We start from the raw sequence: 15,817 nt of genomic DNA, 5'->3' as shown, positions 1-15,817 counted from the left end.
ACCGGGTTGGTAACGCTGACGGTATGATCGTACCATTTTCCCTTGGTTCCGATCAGGGCGAGGTCGAAGTCTTTATCCAGCGCTTTTACCGGAACGTCAAATCCGTTTACTTCTTCGGTCGTGCCGTCATCGTAGGTTACGGTATCAGTGGTGGGCTGTAAAAGCTCTGCACCATCCTTTTTGGCGTCAGCAGCCTTGCCGACAAACAGGTTTACGATGTTTTTGGAGGTCAGGCTGATGTGAATGGACATCTGTCCATCTTTTACAGTCAGGACACCTTTTCCGTCGTTTGCTTCATTTACATGGAACATGCCGCTGTCAGTTTTGAACTCTGCTTCATAGGTTCCATCTTCCAGGACAGCATCTGTAGTGTCAGAGTTGGATGCAGCCGATGTGCCGAGCTCTTCCATAGCAGCGTGTGTGTGGGAAACATATAAATCCTGGATGACAGGGATCTGTCCAAGACCGGCGATCTGGGTTTCAATGCTGTCAAATACGCCGGAGGCTTCGAACTGGCTCTTCCAGGAGTCATCATCGTCGCCAGCCATATCATTGTTTGCATGGTCGCCGGCAACAACCATCAGAGGACGGAGAATTACTTTCTTGTAGCCGGCTTCCTGAATCTTTTCGATCACTGCTTCGCATGCAGTATCTTCAGGTTCGCCCTCTACAGTGCCGATGAATACATTGTCATATCCGAGGGCATTCATCTGGTTCTGCATCTGGCTGTAACTGATTTTTGCGGTATGAGAGGTTCCGTGTCCCATGAATACGAAAGCAGTTCCGTCTTCCTTTGCAGCGTCAAGGCTTTCGTAGCCTGCAGTTTTTACTGCCTCTGCTGTAACTGCCTTTGCAACCGCTTCTTTATCACTGTTTACGGAATCGTCTGCAGAGCCCACTTCACCCAGAAGAGGCTCGGCGATGGATACGGATTCAAACTTGTCGCTGTAGCTTGCAACCGCTTCGCTCAGTTCGTCATATTCTGCACCGTGCATCAGATGAGTAGGCTGTACGATCAGATTCTTTACACCGTTATCAACAGCACGCTGCAGTGCCTGATCCATATTATCGATTTTTTCACCATCCCGTGCCTGCACATGGTTGATGATGATCTGCGCAGTAAATGCACGTCTTACGGACCAGTCGGGATATGCTTTCTGCAGTGCTTTTTCGATGCCGCCGATATCCTCTGCACGGCTGTCGTTAAAGGAAGTACCAAAGCTTACAACAAGCAGCTCGTTTTCCCCGATCTCATCTGCATTTAACGGGTCATCCTTGGAAGCGTCGCCGGTATCTCTGCCGAAATAATCGGGATCGGCGTTTTCGCCTTCTACCAGTTCTTTCTGAGCATCCGTCAGTGCATCCCATGCTGCCTTTGCTTCGGCACACTGTTCATCGGTGTTATCGTTTCTTTCCTGAACATAGATCTGGTCGATCAGGGCGGCTACTTTGTCTGCGGCTTCCTGGTCAGATTCTGCGTCAGCGGTTTCCGCTTCTGTCGCAGTTTCCTGCACAGTTTCAGTGGCGGTGGATTCCACAGCGGTTTCAGCTGTAGAGCCACATCCGGAAACCAGCGCAGCAGTCATTGACATGGATAACATCAGTACGATCAGTTTCTTTTTCATAAGTTCCTCCTTGGGAATGGGTTCGGATTGCAGAAACGACGGGCGTCGGGCAATCCGGTATCAGAGGACAATAAAATTTTGTCCCAACAGTGTGTGAATATGGCGATAAATGAGTGATACGGGAAATTTTCGTTCAGATGCCGTTGAAAAAAGAGAAGAAAGGCGAAATGTGCAAAGTTGGATCGCTGAATCAACTCTATAGCGCGGAGCCATAGCTTCGAATCTCGGAGCGCAACAAAATAAAACCAGAAGTGTTTCTGATTTTGCAGATTTCGTACTGCCAGTTTCTCGTGGCATGAATTTTCATTGTTACCGTTCACTCGTACCGTTTTGTAAGCAAAAATGAGCTGCGAAGCAGCGGAGAGCGTCGAAGACGCGGGTTTTGCGAATGTCGCGGGTGAACGGTAACTTTTCATTCCTGTACTGCGAAAGGCAGGTCTCCCGACTGAACGCTCTGACGCTTCGGCTCCCTTCCCGGTCTCCCAGTGGTAATAAGCCGTCGCTTGCGAATCACGGTGACGAGTTCGCGCAGGATTTGCACCCGCTTCCCTTTTCACCAGACGCATATGGTCTGACACCTTACGCATTTATTCAATTATGCCTTATGCCAAATTATTCTAGCATTCCTACAGTTAGTTGTCAATGTGAGGGAAGAACGAGATTTGTGTCTGCGTGCACTTGACGCAAACTCGGTATGCGCAAAAAGTGTGCGCAGAAATGAGAGGAAAGATGGAATATGATTTTCGGAACGTTGTTATTGATGGAAAATGCGAAAAATAAGCGGCTTCCGAATCCTCGGAAACCGCTTATTCATGACAATAGAATGCTCGCAAAGCGTGCATTCTATTGTATACTGTCTTTTTAGAAGAGCGACAGACGGGGCTCGAACCCGCGACCTCCACCTTGGCAAGGTGGCGTACTACCAACTGTACTACTGTCGCATTTTCTCTCTCGCTGATGTATCTCAGCGACGAAAATTATAATAACACAGTTTCTTCTGCTTGGCAAGCTTTTTCGTAAAAAAATTCAAATTTATTTTGGAAGAAAATAGAATAGCAAAATTTTGGGAAAATATGCGCCGTTTTTTATTCATGACAATAGAATGCTCGCAGAGCGTGCATTCTATTGTATCTTTTCATCCGTAGCATTTCCGAAAACATCGAGCAGCGTTCCATAGCGGAAGAGCCAGACCATCTGCAGCTCGGTCTGATCGTATTCCTGCAGTGTTTTCATTACCTGCTCGGCGATTTCGGGCGTAACGCTTCGGGCCGTTTCCGGGGAAGCAGGATTACAGAGCATGTGCCAGTATTCCGGATAGGCTTCTACCCATTTGACCAGCCGCTGCTGGCGCAGTTGGTTGTAGAGCTTTGAGAGGGCGAGAATGATCTGGGCAGCGTTATCTTTTTCCAGTTCTTTGTAAAGGTCTTTCAAATCCATAGTGCCTCCTAAAACGAATAATGGGGACGTATTCATCCCTATTATAAGCAAAACAGGAGAAAGATGCAAGGCAGGTATCAGGAAGATACGACGGAACAGGAAAGCAGGACTTGCAGATCAAAAATCGTCATGCTACACTACGATGAGAGCATGAAAAGTGTTCAAACGGGAATCACATGACGAGGCTCCCGGTGTGGGAGCACGGATCGAAGCAAAAAGAAAAGGGGAACAAAAGAATCTATGATAACAGATCAATTCGGGAAAAAATGGTATAAAGGAAATCTCCATACTCATTCCACCAATTCTGACGGCCGTCTGTCGCCGGAAGAAGTTATCGGACTGTATCGGGAGGAAGGCTACGACTTTCTTGCCCTGACGGATCATTGGTTTATGGGAGAAGAGCGCCAGGAGGAAAATTTTCTGCTTTTGAGCGGGGCAGAATATGACGTTGGCAACAATGTCAGGGACGGCATTTATCATGTCGTCGGAATCGGTATGCAGAAGGAGCCGAAGCTGGAAAAAGGACCGGAATTACAAGAAAAGCAGGCGCAGCTGATGATCGATCGGATTCATGAAGCCGGAGGCATTGCAATTCTGGCGCATCCGGCATGGTCGATGAACCGGGCGAGCGAGGTGCGCCTGTTAAAAGATCTGGACGGCTGCGAGATTTATAATACGACGTCGGGTGTGCCGTGGAACTGCAGACCCTATTCGGGTATCATCCTGGATGAATTGGCAGCGCAGGGATATGTGCTGCCCTGCATGGCAGCGGACGACGCGCATCAGTACACAGGCGACGAAACAAAATCTTACCTGATGGTGCAGGCGGATGAGCTGAGCCGCGATGCAATCCTGGAAGCGATTGCTCAGGGGCGTTTTTATGCATCCCAGGGGCCGCGTTTTTGGATTGAGAAAAAGGATAACAGTCTGATCGTGCACAGCACGCCGGTGAAGGAAATCGTCTTTTTCACGGATGCGGTATGGTCGGACGATCGCGCGACAGTCGGGGAATGCGTGGAAGAAGCCGTTTATGAGATCCAACCGCATGAAACGTTTGTAAGGGTAGAATTAAAGGATGCTGTAGGGAACCGGGCATGGTCGAACTTTTACCTGACCGGAAAGGCGGTTTTATAAGAATGGAAAATCTCCTTTTTTGTCTGAATGCGACGGTACCGATTTTTCTGACGATGATGCTGGGGTGTCTGTTTAAGAAAATCGGCTGGATAGACGAGCTTTTTACAAAACGCCTTAACAAATTTGTCTTTCAGGTGGCTTTGCCGGCGCTTCTGTTTGAAGATCTGGCGACAGTTGACCTTGCGGAAGTCTGGGATATGGGTTATGTTGCGTACTGTTTTGCTGCAACATTTCTCGGAATCGGGATCTGTTACCTGATTTCCCTCTTATTAAAGGATAAATCCATTCAGGGCGAGTTCGTGCAGGCGTCTTACCGGAGCAGCGCGGCGCTGATGGGAATCGCGATCATTCAGAACATTTATGGAAACGCCGGAATGGCGCCGCTGATGATTATCGGAACCGTGCCGCTTTACAATGTGATGGCAGTCGTTATTCTGTCGATTTTAAAGCCGGAGCGCGGAAAAGTGGACAAGGCGCTGCTTTTAAAGACAGGAAAGGGAATTGTAACAAACCCGATTATACTCGGTATTTTAGCCGGTATGATCTGGTCGGGACTGCGCCTTCCGATGCCGAAAATTCTGGACAAAACGGTTTCCAATGTCGGCGTTCTGGCGACCCCGCTTGGTTTGATGGCGCTGGGTGCTTCGTTCGATTTAAAGCAGGCTGCCGGAAAAATCAAACCGGCGATTGTTGCAACCTTTATCAAGCTGATCGGTCTGGCGGCAATTTTTCTTCCAATTGGCGTGATGCTCGGCTATACACATGAGCATCTGATTGCTCTGATCGTGATGCTCGGCTCTGCCAGCACGGTGAGCTGCTTTGTTATGGCGAAAAATATGGGACACGACGGCACGCTGACATCCAGCGTCGTTGTTTTGACAACATTGTTTTCTGCGTTGACGATGACTGGATGGCTGTTTATTTTCCGGACAATGGGACTGGTGTGATGGAGGATTAAAATGAAAAAGCTGGAAGCGGTAATTTTTGATATGGACGGCGTTCTGTTCGATACGGAGCGAATGAGCTGCGAATGCTGTTTTGAGGCGGCAAAGCAGCTGGGACTCACGCTGGCGGAGGAAGCAGTCTATGGCGGCTGCGGACGAAATGAAGCATCACTTCGCAGACATATTATGGAGACGGAGGAGCCCTGGTATCCGAATGGAACCTTTCCCTATGAAAAATATCGGGAACGGTTTATGGCGTTGTTTCAGGAGAGTCTGGAACGGGAACTTCCAATTAAAAAGGGTGTAAGGGAGCTGCTGGAATATCTGAAGGAAAAGCAGATCAAAACGGCGATCGCATCGTCTACGAAAGGCCCGCTTGTCAGAAAGCATCTGGAGCGCACCGGCCTTAGCGGATATTTTCAGGAAATTGTTTCCGGTGATATGGTGGAAAAAAGTAAGCCGGAGCCGGATATTTATTTAAAAGCCTGTGAGGTAGTCGGCGTTTTGCCGGAAAATGCGATGGGAATCGAGGATTCTTTTAACGGAATCCGTGCGGTTGCGGCTGCGGGAATGACGGCGGTTATGGTGCCGGATATGGTACAGCCGGACGAGGAAATTCGTCAGATTTATGATTACTGTGTGCAGGATTTGCTGGAAGTGAAGGAACTGATCGAACTGCTCGCGTAGAGTAGAGAAGTTCGGTGCAATGCAGCATGGAGGGTACAGTTCACCTGTAGCATTTGTAGTACAATAGAATACGCACTCCGCAAACATTCTATTGTCGCGAATCGCCTCTTCTTTTGCAGACGAAGCCATGAGTGAACGGAATCTCATTGACAAATCTCAGGAAAATGATTATACTGTAACCACCGTGCAGCCGGGGGAGCAGCGGCCCCCTGAACCTGAAATCCGCTATAGCAGGGGTGATGGTACGCCGAGGGCTTTTGGCTCATATTGCTGCCCTTTACAAGTGGCGATGAAGTTTGGGTCTTGCGCAACGGGTGTCTGTGAACCGTGTCAGGTTGGGAACAAAGCAGCACTAAACAGAAATTCCCGTGTGCCGCAAGGGTGCCTGGCGGAGTTAACTGTAAAGGTAACGGATATGGGTTTCGGTTCGAAGCGTGCCGCACGGTCTTTGAAAAAGAGAACAGTCTTTCGGGAGAAGCCCGGAAGAATATGGGCGTCCGGAGGAAGAGAATTTCTCCGGGCGTTTTTTAGTTATAGTTCACTCGTTTTTCATTCCCGGGAATGGAATTGTATCAAGACGAAGAGAAAGAGGAAATAAAACGTGGAAACGATCAAAAAGGATAACAGCGGGACGCTACCGTTGCCGGAAAATCTGGAAAAGCTGCTGACAGACTGCACACTCTGTCCGCGTAACTGCCACGTCAATCGTATGGCGGGGCAGATCGGCTACTGCCTGCAGACGGGGACGCTGCGGGCGGCAAGAGCAGCGCTGCACTACTGGGAAGAACCGTGCATCTCGGGCACGGCAGGTTCGGGTGCAGTGTTTTTTGGCGGCTGCTCGATGCGGTGCGTGTTTTGCCAGAACCATGATATTGCGGCAGGAGAAGCCGGACGGGAAATTTCGGTGGAACGGCTGAAAGAAATTTTTCTGGAACTGCAGGAAAAGGGCGCGAACAACATCAACCTCGTGACACCGACGCATTTTGTACCGCTGATTGTTCCGGCGCTGCGGGCGGCAAAGCGGGAAGGATTGCGGATCCCGATTGTATACAATACCTCCTCTTATGAAAAAGTCAGCACGCTGCAGCTGCTGGACGGGCTTGTGGATATTTATCTGCCCGATCTGAAATATGAATCTGCAGCGCTTTCCGGGCTGCTTTCGAATGCGCCGGATTATTTTGAAACAGCAACAGCGGCGATTGCAGAGATGGTCAGACAGGTCGGCGAGCCGGTTTTTGCAGCGCCGGATGGGACGCTGCTTTTAGCGGCGCAGATGAATGATGCATGTGAAGAAGCCGACGAGGACGCAGAATTTTTAATGAAAAAAGGCGTTATCGTGCGGCATCTCGCCCTGCCGGGACAGGAGGCAGATTCGAAGAGAGTGCTTTCCTATCTGTTAAAAACCTATGGGGAGCGGATTTATATCAGTCTGATGAATCAGTACACGCCGATTCCGTCTGTGCTGGAGAAGACGCTGCCAAAGCTTACGCAGAAGAAGTTGGCGGCGCCAGAGCCCTTGCGGGAGAAAAGCGCAGCGCAGCCTGAATCTGCACAAGCCTGCCTGACAGGTCTGCAGCGCCGTCTGACGGAGGACGAATACGAAACTCTGATTGATTTCGCGATAGAAAACGGAATCGAAAACGGATTTATTCAGGATCAGGAAACGGCGCAGGAAAGCTTTATTCCTGCATTTGATGGCGAGGGCATCTGACGGAAAAAGAGGATTGTGCAATTTTACAGGGATTTATGGTGTTTTCTTGATTGTTCGGAGGCTTGTGTGAGTGTATTCTGAAAAAGAACAGATGCCGGAAAAATATTCCTTTTTCAGGCACAACAACAGAGCAGGGGATTTATAAAAGGAGGAACTATCATTATGAACACAATGCCCAGACCGGAGCATCCGCTTCCTCAGTGGGAAAGAAGCACATGGAAAAACTTAAACGGAGAATGGGATTTTTCTTTCGACTTTGGTAAAAGCGGCGTAGACCGTTGTTTTTATGAAAAGAAGGATTGGGAGAAAAAGATCATCGTTCCGTTTTGCCCGGAAAGCGATCTGAGCGGAATCGGCTATAAGGATTACATGGATGCCGTATGGTATCATAAGACCGTAGAACTGACCGAAGTGGAGGTAAAAGGACGCGTTCTGTTGCATTTTGGCGCGGTGGATTATGATACGCGCGTATGGATCAACGGAACAGAGGTTGGACGGCATAAAGGCGGTTATACCTCTTTTACATTCGATATCACGGCTTATGTACAGGCCGGTGCAAACGATATCGCCGTATACGCAGAGGACGATTTGAGAAGCGGCAAACAGCCCCATGGCAAACAGAGTGGGCTCTACTATTCCCATGGCTGTGAATACACCAGAACCACCGGTATCTGGCAGACGGTTTGGCTTGAGTTCGTGCCGGAAAATTATGTGAAAAAAGCACGCTTCTTTCCGAACGTGGAAGCAGGCACGATTACGATCGAAGCGGTGACTGTCGGCGACGGATCGTTCTGCGCAGAAGCGTTTTATGAAGGAAGACGCTGTGGCCAGGCGGAAACCACAACTGCTGGCGGAAATGTTGTTGTGACGCTGCCTCTTTCCGAAGTGCATCTGTGGGAGGCTGGAGCAGGCAGACTGTATGATTTGACAATTACTTTTGGGAAAGATACTGTTCACAGCTATTTCGGACTGCGCAATGTCACAATTTCCGGGGAAAAGGTGCTGATTAACGGAAAATCCGTGTTCCAGAGACTCGTTCTGGATCAGGGATTTTATCCGGACGGCATTTATACCGCATCTACCGATGAAGCGCTGGAAAACGATGTGAAGCTGTCGATGGCAGCAGGCTTCAACGGCGCGCGTCTGCATGAAAAAGTGTTCGAGCCCCGTTTCCTGTATCATTGCGATCGCCTGGGCTATCTTGTATGGGGCGAGCAGGGTAACTGGGGGATGGATCCGAGCGCACCGGATGGATTGAAAAACTTCCTGCCTGAATGGATGGAAGCGGTTGAAAGGGATTTCAATCATCCGGCGATCATCGGCTGGTGCCCGTTTAACGAGACATGGGATTATGAAGGGCGCAAGCAGGATGACGACCTTCTGGCAATTGTCTATCGGATGACGAAGCTCTACGATACGACCAGACCATGCATCGATACCAGCGGCAATTTCCATGTTATTACTGATATTTACGATCTGCACGACTACGAGCAGAACCCGGAAGAGTTCGCAAGTCATTATGAGAGCTATGCAAAGGACGGCATTCTGGCATGGGATAACCATGCGCCGAGACAGAAACAGATTGTCGGTATTCCGGTATTCATCAGCGAGTACGGCGGCATCAAGTGGGATGTTGAGGGCGTGAATAAGGACAGCTGGGGCTACGGCGACGGACCCAGAACCGAGGAAGAGTTCCTTGCACGTTATAAGGGTCTGACGGATGTGCTTTTGGACAATCCGAAGATGTTCGGCTTCTGCTACACCCAGCTGTACGATGTAGAGCAGGAAATGAACGGTCTTTATACCTATGGCAGAAAGCCTAAATTCGATATGGAAATTATCCGTAGGATCAACAGCCGCAAAGCTGCGATCGAGGAGGGAGAGGCATAACGCTTTCCTGTTTTGCATAGGCTGAAAGAAAAGCGGGTAACGCGATGCTGAATGCAATCTGGGCAGGAATGATTGTTCTTGGAATCTTATACGGAGCTTTTACCGGCAATCTGGAGGCGGTGTCCAACGCCGCCCTGGAAAGTGCCGGGGAAGCTGTGGATTTATGTATTACGATGTGCGGGATCATGGGACTTTGGACAGGTCTGATGAAAATCGCACAGCAGGCGGGGCTGATTGCTGCATTGACGCGCGGCATCAGCCCTTTTGTGTCGTTTTTATTTCCCCGGATTCCGAAAAATCATCCGGCGCGGGAGTCAATTTCCACCAATATTGTTGCAAACGTCCTCGGACTTGGCTGGGCGGCAACTCCGGCGGGCTTAAAGGCGATGGAGGATCTTGCACAGCTGGAAGAAAAACGGAGACAGACGGGGTATCTGAAAAACGTTCCAAAAGATACGGCGAGCAATGAAATGTGTACGTTCCTGATTTTAAATATTTCGTCCCTACAGCTGATTCCGGTCAACATGATCGCCTATCGCAGCCAGTACGGAAGCGCCAGCCCCGCCGCAGTGGTCGGTCCTGCGGTGCTGGCGACACTTGTCAGTACGTTTGCGGCAGTGATTTTTTGCAGGGGGATGGATCGGAGATAGATTGTTGATATAGCATTTGGATGCTGAACAGAAGCATAGTTTGCAGGCGGGCAGTCATACATCGTTCGATGCGTAGCTGTCCGCTGTTTTTGTGGAAATTTACATCAGATATGCCAGCAGCACGCTCATAACGACACCGACGGCGGTAGAAAGCAGCGCGCCTGCCAGCGTATATCTGGATTTGGAAACGCGCGCCGTCATAAAATAAACAGACATCGTGTAAAAACAGGTTTCTGTGCAGCTCATCAGAATCGACGTGATGCGTCCTGCCAGAGAATCTGTCCCGTAGGTTTTGAAAATATCGAGCACCAGTCCAGTCGCCGCGGAAGAAGAAAACAGGCGGATGAAAATGAGTGGGAAAAACTCCGGGAACATACCGCTTATGGAACTGTCAGCGGCGTATTTTTGCAGCAGCTTTCCCGGAAGATCCAGCAGCCCGGAGCCCCGCAGAATCCCGACTGCCATCATCAGCCCGATGAGCGTTGGGACGATGCCGACGACCGTTTTCAGACCGTCCGCTGCGCCGTTTATAAAGTCGTCGTAGAGATTGCATTTATGAATCCACCCATAGCCGATGACGAAGAAGATCACGGCAGGAATGAGGATGGAGGAAAGATGTGCGAGAACATTTGCCATGGAAAGCTCCATTCTGCAGGAATATCTGTTACCGGAGTATATGATTTTGCCAACCCATACAGAACAGGAATCATAAAATGCAGAGTAGGGGCATAAGTTACTATCAGGTTTTCTGAAAAACGAATGGGATGGAAAAAGGAGGACAGGCATGGCGGAATATCGAAAACAAATCGCATATCTGGATTATCTGGAAGACGGCGTAAAAATCAAAAATGCCGGATTTGTCAGAATAGAGGAACAAAACGGACACAACCGGATGGAAGTAAAAGTTAAAAACCTTCCGGGCAAGGACTGCGGGGAGTTTCGGTTACAGGAAGAACATGAGAGAACGGTCGGAAGGATTAGTTTGCAGGGCGGCAACGGAAACTGCTGCATGGTGTGGCGGATGCCGGAGCCGGGCGAATTGGATAACAGCCGGGAGGAAAGCTGGCAGCAGACTGCGCAGCTTCGGATTTTACTGTCCGGAAAAAGAATGCTGATTGCAAACTGGCACGAACCGGTCGAAATTCCGGCACAGAAAGAGACGCTGCAGCTGCAGCAGCAATCGCAGGTACAAGGGGATCCGTTCCAACAGATGGAGGCGCGGTCATCGCAGATAAATTCACCCCGGCAGCCCGGAGCTGGAGAAATTATTCCGTATCCGGAGCGGCGCGGCAGCGAGATGGAAAAGCAGTCCACACCGAAAGAACCCGCGGAAACAGAGCAGTCCGCCATGTCGGAGGAGCCTGCGGCAACAGAGCAGTCCACTATGGCGAAGGAGCCTGCCGAAACAGAGCAGTCCGCCATGTCAAAGGAGCCCGCGGCAACAGAGCAATCCACTATGGCGAAGGAGCTCGCGGCAACGAAGCGGCAGCCCACTCCGGAAGCGCCATCTGTGTCAGCGTCCGAGCCGACGATTCCTTTTCCTTCCGCTGCGCCGAAATCGCCGTCCTCTCCATCGCGTGAGCCGGTCTGCAGCGCGGATAAATGGGAGCAGCTGTGCACGATGTATCCGGAAATTCATCCGTTCCGCGACAGTCGGGAATATCTTTCCATTGCGCCGAAGGATTTTGTGGTTCTGTGCAAGGAATACCAGAAGTTAGTACATAACAGCTTCCTGCTGCATGGCTACTATAATTACCGTCATCTGATTCTGGGCAGAATCCGGCAAAAGGATGCATGGCAGTATTATATCGGCGTGCCCGGCAATTTTTACGACCGGGAAAAAATGGTGGCGGAAATGTTCGGATTCGAAGCCTTTGAGGGTGAAAAAGAATCCGCATCGCCGGGCGATTACGGGTATTATATGAAGCGGGTGGAGATTTAAGCAAGGGTGGTCGAACCGGCGGGAGAAATGATCGGAAAAATGGCAGACAGCAAAAACCTACTTGCGGGAATGAAAAGGGGCTGGTATGCTTTTTCTGGAAACATTCAGCAGATTTCTGGGCGTTCTCGGTACAGATCATGAAAAGCTGACATTTTATATTTGAAACACAGGGAGCAATTATGGCAAGAATCCGTACAGAAGAGGAAAAAGAAGCGGCGCGGCAGGCTGCAAAGCAGGCGAAAAAAGATCAGTGGCTTCGGGAGCAGGAAGAAAAGCGCCCGATACATGAAAAATATATGAAGGATGCGATCCGACAGGCGAAAAAAGCGGCAGCACTCGGCGAAGTGCCAATCGGCTGCGTGATCGTGCATGACGGACAGGTGATCGGCAGGGGCTATAATCGACGAAATACAGACAAAAGCACACTGGCGCATGCGGAGATCACAGCGATTAAGCGGGCGAGCAAAAAGCTGGGTGACTGGCGGCTGGAAGACTGCACATTGTATGTGACGCTGGAGCCCTGCCAGATGTGTGCCGGAGCCATCGTGCAGGCGCGAATTCCGGAGGTTATGATCGGCTGCATGAATCCAAAGGCAGGCTGCGCAGGATCAATCTATAACCTGCTGCAGGAACCGGCATTTAATCATCAGGTCAGCCTGTTTAAGGGCGTGCTGGAAGAAGAATGCAGCCAGATGCTGAAAGATTTTTTCCGCAGTCTGCGGACACGGTTGAAAACCTGAGACAGAACGCAGTCTGCGGACATGTCGGAACGCAGCGCAGAACTTACGGACTGTGTACGGGCATATTCCGGACCGCACCACAAAGGAGAAAGGAAATATATGGACTTTTGGGAAAGACTCTTTGCCAGAGCTGGAAGAAGAAAACCAGAGCCGTCTGCAGAAGCGAAATGCGCAGAGGAGTGGGATGCAGAGTTGGCAAGCGAACTCTCGGAGACAGAGCGGGAGCAGTTGAAGAAAGCCGGCTGCATCCGAAAGCATATTTATTTTTCAGGACGCGTGCAGGCGGTGGGCTTTCGCTACAGCGCGCTGTGTCTGGCAAAAGAGCTGCAGCTGACCGGCTGGGTGAAAAATTTAACGGATGGACGTGTGGAAGCAGAGCTGCAGGGACAGGCCAAATTGGTAGACTCGTTTGTGGAGCGTATCAGTCAGCGTGGCAGGATTGTCGTAGAGTTTGTGGAAGAGGAGGACCGCGAACTTTGCTATGAGGAAGGCTTTGAGGTCAGGTGAAAAGCTGCAGAGCCACTGATCGGGGCAGAAGACGCTGCAGCGCGCGAAACCGCATTGGACGGAACGGCGTTGGTGAGGCGCTGCGCTGTACTTGGAGAGGTCGCCCTGCAGACCGTGCCGCAGCGCATGGCTGTGCGTTCCGCCGGTCAGAACACCAGCCGCGAATATTCGCTTCCAGCGTCCTGCTTTTGCGGCTGCCTGCGGTAATCTGACGGTGAGACGCCCATACGTCGGTGGAATGCCCGGGAGAAGTAAAAAGCATCCGAGAAGCCGCAGGATACAGCAGCTGTTTTGACGGAATTGCCGAGCTCGAGCAGGCGGCATGCCTGATGAATGCGGAAATTCGATAAAAATTCGCCGGGAGAAATGTTCAGTTCAGATTGAAAGGCGCGGTAGAGCGTGCTTCTGCTGACCCCGAGCATCTGACAAAGCTGTTCGGTATGGAAGTACTCATGATGAAAATTGGAGCGGATCAGAAAAACTGCATTTGCCAGAAGGGACGAAGCAGGAGAGTCGGGCAGACCGGGTGCCGGGGCATAATCGGCATAAAGACCGAGCAGCGTGCGGAGTATGCCATTTGCTTCATTGCGGTTCTGGTGATAAAGGTCGAGGGGCTGCAGATCAGCAAAAAGCTGTCGGAGCCGGGCAGGGCAGATCGTGGGACAGACGGGCGCGGCAGGGGAAAAGGCGGTCTGATCGAGCAGAGAGGCAGCTTCTTTTCCGGTAAATTCCACCCAGGTATATTCCCATGGATTCCCCGGGTCAGGATAATAGCGAATCGTATCATAAGGATAAATCAGAAAGCTTTCGCCGGTGTGAACGGGGAAAGTTTTTTTATGATATTCGATAATGCCCTGCCCGCGCAGAATATAATGGATGATATAGACCGGACGGACGCCGGGTCCCCAGGAATGCAGATCGCTGCAGTCCTGCCTGCCTGTGGCGAGCAGGGTGAGACCGGGCTGGGAATCGGACCCAAAAACAGATGAATTCATAAAGAGACCTCCTGATTTACAGGATGCCGGGGATGACGTCTAAAAACATCCTGCAGGCAGTCTGCAGCGGCCTTTGGGCACATACCTCCGGCATTGTCCTGACGTGAATAAATAATCCATGTATTTGCAACAAAAACCCATGGAAGAGAACAAAAGTGTCATGCTACAATTACGATAACGGATAACGAAAGAGAGGTCAAGGGGTATGGTAAAATTAACGCCGCCGATGGGCTGGAACAGCTGGAACACATTTGGTGAGAATATCAATGAAAAACTGATCATGGAAACTGCGGACAAAATGGTGGAGCAGGGGCTTTTGGACTGCGGATATGAGTATCTGGTCATTGATGACTGCTGGTCTTTAAGAAAGAGAGACGAGGAAGGACGTCTGATTGCAGATCCGGAGAAGTTCCCCCACGGTATGAAAGCGGTTGCGGATTACGTGCATTCCAAAGGGTTGAAATTTGGTATGTATTCTTGTGCGGGCAACCTGACTTGTGCCGGATATCCAGGCAGCTTCGAGCATGAATTTATCGATGCAGACACATTTGCATCCTGGGGTGTGGATTTTTTGAAATACGATTACTGCTATCACAGCAACATCATTCCGGGCAAATATTTATACCGCAGAATGGGCATCGCGTTGGAAAATTGCGGCAGGGATATCCTGTTTTCCGCATGCTCCTGGGGCGCAGATCAGACGCATGAATGGATTAAGGAAACCGGCGCGAGCATGTGGCGTTCCACCGGCGATATTTTCGACAGCTGGGAATCGATCAAGGATCTGACCAAACAGCAGGCAAAGCTTCATCCGTATCATAGCGTCGGCTGCTTTAATGATATGGATATGCTGGTTGTAGGCATGTACGGCAAAGGAAACGTTGGGTTAAGCGGCTGCAATGACGTTCAGTACAGAACGCATTATTCAATCTGGGCGCTGTTTGGCTCTCCGCTGATGATTGGCTGCGATATCCGTAATATGAATGAAGAGACGAAGAAGATTCTGGAAAATAAAGAGCTGATTGCGATCAATCAGGATCCTCTGTGCCGTCAGCCGATCCGTCTGGACGGAATCTGGAGTGGAGACGATGTCCTCATTTATTCCAGACAGCTTTCCAATGGCGATCTGGCAATCGGTTTCTTCAACTTAAAGGACGAAAGCGTAGTAGCAAATCTGAATCTGGACGAAGTCGGTCTTCCGATGAGCACCGGAAAAACTCTGCAGATGAAGGAGGTCTGGACCGGGGAAGATCTGCCTTCGCTCAACGGAACGGTCCGTAAGGCCTTGGAGCCTTATGGTTGTGCAGTCTACCGCTGCAAGGTCGTTGATCTGTAATGGACACCTGCATGAAATGCGGAAAGGAGCTGACCCAGCTGGATCGGGGAGCTTATCGGAAATTTGTCAACCGGGGCAGCACGTCGTTTCTGTGTAAAAGCTGTCTTGCAGAAAAGTTCGGAATAAAAGAGCGTGTGCTGGATGAAAAAATCGAGCATTTCCGGAAACAGGGATGCACGCTGTTTATTTAATAATGAGGAAAAGGTTCCTATAATGGCG

Annotated in this window: 14 protein-coding genes, 1 tRNA gene, 1 other RNA gene, 1 pseudogene and 1 riboswitch; of the genes and pseudogenes, 12 read left to right on the top strand and 5 right to left on the bottom strand. The window is 50.3% G+C overall.

Features of this window, described 5'->3' with window-relative positions; genetic code table 11:
* Positions 1 to 404 precede the first annotated feature (404 nt).
* From OCV62_RS03810 to OCV62_RS03800, 3 genes and pseudogenes are all read right to left on the bottom strand, one after another.
* Positions 405 to 1,625 (bottom strand): annotated as a pseudogene (locus tag OCV62_RS03810) (sirohydrochlorin cobaltochelatase); the annotation flags it as partial.
* A 414-nt stretch (positions 1,626 to 2,039) separates the two neighbouring features.
* Positions 2,040 to 2,222, bottom strand: a riboswitch (cobalamin riboswitch).
* Between the two features lie 271 nt (positions 2,223 to 2,493).
* A tRNA-Gly gene (locus tag OCV62_RS03805) sits at positions 2,494 to 2,566 on the bottom strand.
* A gap of 181 nt (positions 2,567 to 2,747) precedes the next feature.
* Positions 2,748 to 3,062, bottom strand: a complete 315-nt coding sequence (locus tag OCV62_RS03800; RefSeq protein ID WP_262585196.1) for a hypothetical protein — start codon at positions 3,060 to 3,062, stop codon at positions 2,748 to 2,750.
* A gap of 240 nt (positions 3,063 to 3,302) precedes the next feature.
* Here OCV62_RS03800 and OCV62_RS03795 point away from each other — a divergent pair, with 240 nt between their 5' ends.
* The 7 genes from OCV62_RS03795 to OCV62_RS03765 all read left to right on the top strand — a co-directional run bounded on the left by OCV62_RS03795 (position 3,303) and on the right by OCV62_RS03765 (position 10,078).
* Entirely contained in the window at positions 3,303 to 4,196 is an 894-nt protein-coding gene (locus OCV62_RS03795; RefSeq protein ID WP_262585194.1) for a PHP domain-containing protein, read from the top strand.
* Positions 4,197 to 4,198: 2 nt separating this feature from the next.
* Complete coding sequence (locus OCV62_RS03790; RefSeq protein WP_262585193.1) at positions 4,199 to 5,143, top strand: AEC family transporter; 945 nt, start codon at positions 4,199 to 4,201, stop codon at positions 5,141 to 5,143.
* Positions 5,144 to 5,155: 12 nt separating this feature from the next.
* Positions 5,156 to 5,827: an HAD family hydrolase gene (locus tag OCV62_RS03785; protein ID WP_021914818.1), complete on the top strand. Its 672-nt coding sequence runs from the start codon at positions 5,156 to 5,158 to the stop codon at positions 5,825 to 5,827.
* Positions 5,828 to 6,009: 182 nt separating this feature from the next.
* Positions 6,010 to 6,272, top strand: an RNA gene (gene ffs / locus OCV62_RS03780) — signal recognition particle sRNA large type.
* A 156-nt stretch (positions 6,273 to 6,428) separates the two neighbouring features.
* Positions 6,429 to 7,538, top strand: coding sequence for a radical SAM protein (locus tag OCV62_RS03775; RefSeq protein ID WP_330667223.1), 1,110 nt, complete (start codon positions 6,429 to 6,431; stop codon positions 7,536 to 7,538).
* A gap of 162 nt (positions 7,539 to 7,700) precedes the next feature.
* The gene (locus OCV62_RS03770; RefSeq protein ID WP_262585191.1) at positions 7,701 to 9,428 is read left to right on the top strand and encodes a glycoside hydrolase family 2 protein; all 1,728 of its coding nucleotides are present in this window, start codon (positions 7,701 to 7,703) and stop codon (positions 9,426 to 9,428) included.
* A 44-nt stretch (positions 9,429 to 9,472) separates the two neighbouring features.
* Positions 9,473 to 10,078: a nucleoside recognition protein gene (locus OCV62_RS03765; RefSeq protein WP_262585189.1), complete on the top strand. Its 606-nt coding sequence runs from the start codon at positions 9,473 to 9,475 to the stop codon at positions 10,076 to 10,078.
* 99 nt (positions 10,079 to 10,177) lie between these two features.
* Here OCV62_RS03765 and OCV62_RS03760 read toward each other — a convergent pair whose 3' ends face one another.
* Positions 10,178 to 10,726 carry a spore maturation protein gene (locus tag OCV62_RS03760; protein WP_262585187.1) on the bottom strand — a complete coding sequence of 183 codons (549 nt, stop codon included), beginning with the start codon at positions 10,724 to 10,726 and terminating at the stop codon, positions 10,178 to 10,180.
* A gap of 136 nt (positions 10,727 to 10,862) precedes the next feature.
* Between OCV62_RS03760 and OCV62_RS03755 the strand changes: the two genes are divergently transcribed.
* The 3 genes from OCV62_RS03755 to OCV62_RS03745 all read left to right on the top strand — a co-directional run bounded on the left by OCV62_RS03755 (position 10,863) and on the right by OCV62_RS03745 (position 13,267).
* Complete coding sequence (locus tag OCV62_RS03755; protein WP_021914813.1) at positions 10,863 to 12,020, top strand: hypothetical protein; 1,158 nt, start codon at positions 10,863 to 10,865, stop codon at positions 12,018 to 12,020.
* Positions 12,021 to 12,199: 179 nt separating this feature from the next.
* Positions 12,200 to 12,760, top strand: coding sequence for a tRNA adenosine(34) deaminase TadA (tadA, locus tag OCV62_RS03750; RefSeq protein WP_262585185.1), 561 nt, complete (start codon positions 12,200 to 12,202; stop codon positions 12,758 to 12,760).
* 99 nt (positions 12,761 to 12,859) lie between these two features.
* A complete protein-coding gene (locus OCV62_RS03745) occupies positions 12,860 to 13,267 on the top strand; it encodes an acylphosphatase (RefSeq protein WP_330667222.1) in 408 nt (135 codons plus the stop codon).
* Between the two features lie 146 nt (positions 13,268 to 13,413).
* Here the strand turns inward: OCV62_RS03745 and OCV62_RS03740 are convergent, their stop codons facing one another.
* Complete coding sequence (locus OCV62_RS03740) at positions 13,414 to 14,262, bottom strand: AraC family transcriptional regulator (protein WP_021914810.1); 849 nt, start codon at positions 14,260 to 14,262, stop codon at positions 13,414 to 13,416.
* A 205-nt stretch (positions 14,263 to 14,467) separates the two neighbouring features.
* On the opposite strand from OCV62_RS03740, the gene OCV62_RS03735 reads away from it, so the two are divergent.
* Entirely contained in the window at positions 14,468 to 15,598 is a 1,131-nt protein-coding gene (locus OCV62_RS03735) for a glycoside hydrolase family 27 protein (RefSeq protein ID WP_021914809.1), read from the top strand.
* A gap of 11 nt (positions 15,599 to 15,609) precedes the next feature.
* Positions 15,610 to 15,789, top strand: a complete 180-nt coding sequence (locus OCV62_RS03730) for a hypothetical protein (protein WP_262585183.1) — start codon at positions 15,610 to 15,612, stop codon at positions 15,787 to 15,789.
* Positions 15,790 to 15,817: the final 28 nt, after the last annotated feature.

It is taken from the genome of Gallintestinimicrobium propionicum (assembly GCF_025567525.1).
GTDB classification, from domain to species: domain Bacteria; phylum Bacillota; class Clostridia; order Lachnospirales; family Lachnospiraceae; genus Gallintestinimicrobium; species Gallintestinimicrobium propionicum.
The sequence above is the reverse complement of the archived record's forward strand: the minus strand, read 5'-3'. Positions and strand labels throughout refer to the sequence as shown.